The sequence below is a fragment of the Microvirga massiliensis genome (assembly GCF_001006805.1).
In the GTDB taxonomy this organism is placed as follows: Bacteria; Pseudomonadota; Alphaproteobacteria; order Rhizobiales; family Beijerinckiaceae; genus Microvirga; species Microvirga massiliensis.
In genome coordinates this window covers 46,473-52,221 of record NZ_LN811374.1, presented here as the reverse complement: position 1 = coordinate 52,221, position 5,749 = coordinate 46,473, and the positions used below count along the sequence as shown (strand labels likewise).

4 protein-coding genes are annotated in these 5,749 nt (G+C 66.0%); 2 read left to right on the top strand and 2 right to left on the bottom strand.

All coding sequences use genetic code 11. From position 1 onward, the window contains the following. Window positions 1-530 (top strand): cytochrome P450 (locus tag BN1233_RS40895; RefSeq protein ID WP_046869418.1); only part of this gene is annotated, 530 nt, incomplete at its 5' end. Window positions 531-834: 304 nt separating this feature from the next. Here the strand turns inward: BN1233_RS40895 and BN1233_RS40890 are convergent. Next, entirely contained in the window at window positions 835-1,077 is a 243-nt protein-coding gene (locus BN1233_RS40890; protein ID WP_046869417.1) for an alpha/beta hydrolase family protein, read from the bottom strand. A gap of 45 nt (window positions 1,078-1,122) precedes the next feature. Then, entirely contained in the window at window positions 1,123-1,563 is a 441-nt protein-coding gene (locus BN1233_RS40885) for a lipocalin-like domain-containing protein (RefSeq protein ID WP_046869416.1), read from the bottom strand. A 352-nt stretch (window positions 1,564-1,915) separates the two neighbouring features. Here BN1233_RS40885 and BN1233_RS40880 point away from each other — a divergent pair, with 352 nt between their 5' ends. Further along, the gene (locus BN1233_RS40880) at window positions 1,916-5,266 is read left to right on the top strand and encodes an AAA family ATPase (RefSeq protein WP_046869415.1); all 3,351 of its coding nucleotides are present in this window, start codon (window positions 1,916-1,918) and stop codon (window positions 5,264-5,266) included. Window positions 5,267-5,749: the final 483 nt, after the last annotated feature.

Genomic DNA, 5,749 nt, shown 5'->3' with positions numbered 1-5,749 from the left:
TCGCCTTATTCTGGTCGGTGTATCTGCTCGCGCTGGCTCCCGACGTGCAGGACCGGGTTGCTGACGAGGTCGCGCGCGAAGGGCAGGGGGTCGATGCGGCGCATCTGGTCCTGACCCGAGCCGTGATCGAGGAGGCGATGCGGCTTTATCCGCCGGCGTTCGTGATCGTGCGCGCCGCGCGGGCGCCGGACCAGGTGTCGGAGTGTCCGGTCGCCCCGGGTGATCTGATCCTGGTCTCGCCGTGGATCCTGCACCGGCACTGGCGGCTCTGGCGCGAGCCGAATGCGTTCGATCCGGGGCGGTTCCTGCCGGGAGCGCCGCCGGTGCCGCGTTACGCGTATCTGCCCTTCGGGGTCGGGCCGCGCGTCTGCATCGGCGCGCATTTCGCGCTCACGGAGGCGCTGCTGGTCCTGGCCCGCCTCGTTGGGGCGTTTCGGATCGAACTCGCCAGCCCACGGCCCGTCCTGCCGGTCGCGGTGGTGACGACCCAGCCGGACCACGCGCCCCTGTTCCATCTGAGCGTGCGCTGAGCGGAGGTGCTCGGGGTCGACGTTCCACCCTCGCCCAAAGGACTCCCGACCACATCCTGTTCGAGCGTGAGGTGGCTCGTGGTCAGAGACCGGACACCGTCGTGGTCGGTGCCTCTTCGGCGGCGCGCTTCCTGGCTACGGCATGAGGTCTCGCCGTCTGGAAAGCGATTCCAGTGGCTCAGGCAACATTCCCGGGCCATTGTTGGATCGAGGCTGGATTCCCGCCGGGTAGAGAGGTTCCGGTCCCTATGGGCGTGCAGCACCCGTCGGGCAGGCCGAACGGAATCGTTCCTCCGCTTCGGCATCAGATCCTGCCTACGATCGACTCGTGATCACCGTCGACCTCGATGAGCCGTGCATTCGCCAGGACCCGCGCCATCAATTCGCGCGCCGAGATGATCGGAATAACCGAATCCTGCTGGCCATGGATGGCCAGGATCGGGACCCTGACGACGCCGATCCGCAGATCCGAGCGCATCAGGTCGGGCATGAGAAATCCCGGAAGGTACTCAGCACGCTGGTTTTCGCCCCGGACGACATCGGCCATCGAGCAATTCAGATGCCGACCGTGCCCTGGAATCCTGTTGGCACGTCAGCCCGGTTTCGGGACCTTCCGGAACTCGATCCGGTAGATCACGTCCTCGTCCGTCGCGGGATCCTTCGAGGGAGCTCCGCTGATCACCAGGCTGTCCCCGGACAGCGTGTAGGGCCGGATTAGATCCGTCCCGACCCAGGCTGGATTCCAGTCGGCATCGACGTGATGCACGACCTTGTCGTCCTCGAGCGTGTAGGTCGCGGCATAGGCCAGCATGGTGTCGTAGAGCGCGATCTTCTCCGCGTCGGTCGGCGCCTTGCCGGCCAGCGGCGCGCGGTTCCGGCGGATGACCAGGGCCATCATGCGCCCATCGTCGTGGTAGGCGATGTAGCCGATGGGGTCTGGGCCCATGGCATCGGAGATCTCGCCGGTTGCGACGACCTCGCGCGTCCACGAGACCATCTTCCACGTGCCCAAGAGCGCCGCCGCGTTGGCCATCACCGCCTCGCCGGAACGATGTATTCTAACACGCGGCAGGGGTGCCATCGAGATTGGCTGGCCCGGACGACGGCAGCAGGCAGAAGGGTGCGCTGGCCTCACGCGAAGCCGTCGCCCTGGCTTGCGCGGACGAGGCGCAGCACCGCGTCACGATCGCCCGCCCTGCAAGGGCGTCCGGCCCGCGAGCGCGGTGTCGGGCGCCGGCGCGGCGGAAACTCTGCGCAGCGGGCGGCTTGAACATTGCACACCCGGTGCGAGCAAACTCTCGATGTCACAATACATACCCCGCTGGAGTTTGGGATAGGATCGCGGCCAGGAGAGGTGCTTCCAGCCCGTTGAACGGGGAGGGCGCATGGACGTTGCGACCTGGCTCGAGGCCATGGACTTGGGGCAGTACGCACAGGCGTTTGCCGACAATGGCGTCGATGCCGAGGTGCTCCCGTATCTTACCCCCGAGGACCTGAAGGAGATCGGGGTCAGGGCCGTCGGCCATCGCCGCAAGCTGATCGAGGCCATCGCCGCCTTACGGGACCAGGATGAGGCCGCGGGGGCTCCCGCGACCGTGGCAGACGACCCGATCTCGCCCCAGGCTGCCATGTGGCTGCCGGGGGCCGAGCGCCGTCAGCTCACGCTGATGTTCTGCGATCTCGTCGGCTCGACAGCGCTCTCGGCCCGCCTCGATCCGGAAGACCTGCGCGAGATCATTGGAGCGTATCACCGCTGCGTGGCCGAGACCGTCACCCGCTTCGGCGGCTTCGTCGCCAAATACATGGGCGACGGCGTGCTCGTTTATTTCGGCTACCCACAAGCCCACGAGGACGATGCCGAGCGGGCGGTGCGGGCCGCTCTCGCTACTCTCCAGGCGGTCGGCCAAGTCGCGCCCGCCGGCGAGCAATTGGCTGCACGCATCGGTCTGGCCACCGGCCTTGTCGTGGTCGGCGATCTGCTGGGCGCAGGCGCCGCACAGGAACTTGCGGTAGTGGGTGGGACGCCGAATCTCGCCGCACGTTTGCAGGCGCTTGCTGATCCCGGAAGCACGGTGATTGATGCCGAAACACGGCGACGCATCGGTGGCTTATTCGAGTGCCGCGATGTCGGCGCCGTAAGCCTGAAGGGCCTGTCCGGTTCTGTGCGCACCTGGCAAGTGCTCGGCGAGGCCGTGGTCGATAGCCGCTTCGAGGCGATGCATCCTGTCGCCCTAGCGTCGCTCGTCGGACGCGAGGACGAGCTCCAGTTACTGCTGCACCGCTGGCGTCAGGCTAAGGATGGCGAGGGCCAGGTGGTGCTCCTCTCCGGCGAGCCCGGCATCGGAAAGTCCCGTCTGATCGCCGCATTCGAGGAGCAGGTCTCCGGGGAGGACCACGTCAAGTTCAAGTATTTCTGTTCGCCGCATCACCGCGACAGCCCACTTCAGCCCATCTCGGTACGCTGGGAGAACGAACTAGGCTTCCTGCGCGGCGAGCCCGCGGACGCACGGCTCGACAAGTTGGAGGCCCTGCTGCTTCCCCTCGGCGCCACGCCGGAGGAGGTGACGCTCCTTGCCGAGATGCTTGGCGTGCCCGGCGGTGAACGCTATCCGTCGCTCGACCTCAGCCCGCAGCGCAAGAAGGAGCAAACCTACAAGGCACTGATCCGGATCTTTGTGATCCGCGCCCGCCAAAGGCCCATATTGATGCTGTTCGAGGACGCGCACTGGGCGGACCCGAGCTCGCTTGAGCTGTTCGACAGGGTGATCGCGCGCCTGGCCTTCCTGCCAGTGCTACTGATCCTATCCTACCGCTCGGAATTTCAGCCACCCTGGGTCGGGCATGCGGGCGTGAGCCTGATCGCGCTGAGCCGTCTGAGCCGACGTCAAGCCGCGACGCTCGCGAGTCAGGTGGTCACTGGCCAGACACTACCGGCCGCGATGCTGGAGCGCATCGTGGCGCAGACCGACGGCGTGCCGTTGTTCATCGAGGAGTTGACCAAGGCGGTGCTGGAGCAAGCCGGCCCAGCGAATGCGGCCGGGTTGTCGCTTCCGGTTCCGAGCACGCTTCAGGCTTCGCTGATGGCGCGGCTGGACCGGTTGCCGGCCGCCAAGCAGGTGGCGCAGATCGGCGCTGTGATCGGCCGGGAGTTTGGCCACGAGCTGCTCACCGCGGTGGCCGGGCTTCCCGAGCTGACACTGACCCGGGGATTGGACGAACTTGTGGATGCTGGCCTCGTGTTCCGTCACGGCGCGCTTCCCGAGGCCCGTTATGTCTTCAAGCACGCGCTGGTACAGGAGGCAGCCCACGAGAGCCTGCTCAAGGCGCGGCGGCAGCAGCTACATGCCCATGTCGTCCAGGCGTTGGAGGACCACTTCCCGGAGATGGTGGATGCCGAACCCGAGCTGCTCGCCCAGCATTGTACCGAGGCGGGCCTCGCCGAGCAGGCGGTGGACTACTGGCAGCGAGCTGGCCAGCAGGCGCTCGCGCGCTCTGCGATGGCCGAGGCAGTCGCGCAACTGACGAGGGGGTTGGGCGTGTTGCGGGGCCTGCCCGAGGGCCCCAAGCGTCAGCGGCGCGAACTCGGCCTGCAACTTGCGTTGGGACGGGCGTCGCTGGCCGCAATGGGCTTTGCGGCGCCAGAGACTGGTCGCGCCTACGCCCGGGCTTACGAGTTGTGCTGCGAGCTGGGTGAGAATTCGGAGCTCCTTCCGGTCCTGTACGGGCGGTGGGTGTTCCACTTCATGCGCAGCGAGTTGGTCAAGGCGGACGAGGTGGCGCGGGAGCTGTTGCGCTTGGCCAAGGAACGGACCGATGCTTCCGGACGGGTAACCGGCCACCGTGTGGTCGGGGCTACCTTGTTCCAGCTCGGGAGGTTTATCGAGAGCCGGGACCACTGTGAGGCAGCGCTCGCTCTTTATGACCCAGTACGGGACCGGGCCTCGTCGCTCATCTACGCCATCGACTCACGCGTAGTGAGTTTGTCGTGGCTCTCTCATCTCCTCGTTCTCGTCGGTCGTCCGGGGGCGGCCTTGGCACGAGACAGCGAGGAGGCTGCCTACGCTCGCGAGTTGGCCCATCCCTATACGGAGGCCCTGGCCTTCGCGTGGGGTTGCATATTCCGACAGCTCCTCCGCGATCGGCAGAAGGCTTTCGAGCGGGCCGAAGCCCTGATTGCGCTTGCGACAAAGCAGGGCTTCCCGCTGTACCGGGCGGCGGGCATGGTTGTCCGCGGCTGGGCGCTGGCGCAGAGCGAGCGAGTGGAGGACGGCATCACGGAGATGCGGCAGGGATTGGCGGCTTATGGCGCCACTGGGGCCGAGATGTGGTCGCCCTACTTCCTGGGCCTGCTTGCCGAGGCGGAGGGGCGGGCAGGCCGACCGGCGATCGGTCTGAGCCTCGTGGTCGATGCCCTGGAACGAGCTGATCGGACGGGGGCACGTTGGTTCGAGGCCGAGTTGCATCGGCTCCGGGGCGAGCTGCTGTTAGTTCTTTCTGAGCCCGCGCGGTCCGAGGCGGATGCATGCTTCCGACGAGCTTTGGCAATTGCCAGCGAGCAGGGCGCGAAGATGTGGCAGCTTCGCGCTGCGACGAGTCTTGCCCGACTTTGGAGCGACCAAGACCGACGCGACGAAGCCCGCGATCTCCTCGCACCGATCCACGCCTGGTTCACCGAAGGCTTCGATGCGCCCGATCTGAAGGACGCCAGGGCGCTGCTCGATGAACTACGTGAGTAGCTGCGAGATCCGGCCCGCGAGATATCGGACGGGCTCACAGCCTCCCCAACGATCAGCCGAAAGCCTGATGGCATTCCGAACCTTTCACCATGGATCTTGTCTGGGACATTGAGGCCCTCGAGGCGAGGCCATCGGCATCTGATCGTTCTGGTCCAGCGTGATCCCGCCGCTCAGACACTTCTGAATCATCAAACTCGAAGTGCATGAAGGCTCCGCGAAGAACCAACTTCGCCGCCATGCTCTTTCCCGAACCCTCTTTGGGGAATCGTCCCTTCAACATACCCTAAGTGAACGTGAGGATTTGGCACACTTGGGACCTAAGCCTGAGGGCAGCAATCCTCAGCTAACCAGACGTTGCGAAAAGTCCCCGAACTTCACTGCTCGACCCCAAGGCGACCTTCAGAAGACCTTTCACGGTGCTGGCGATCACCCATAGGGTCTGCTCGTCTGAGGGCACCCGGAGCGGGCGCCAAAGGTCGCCAC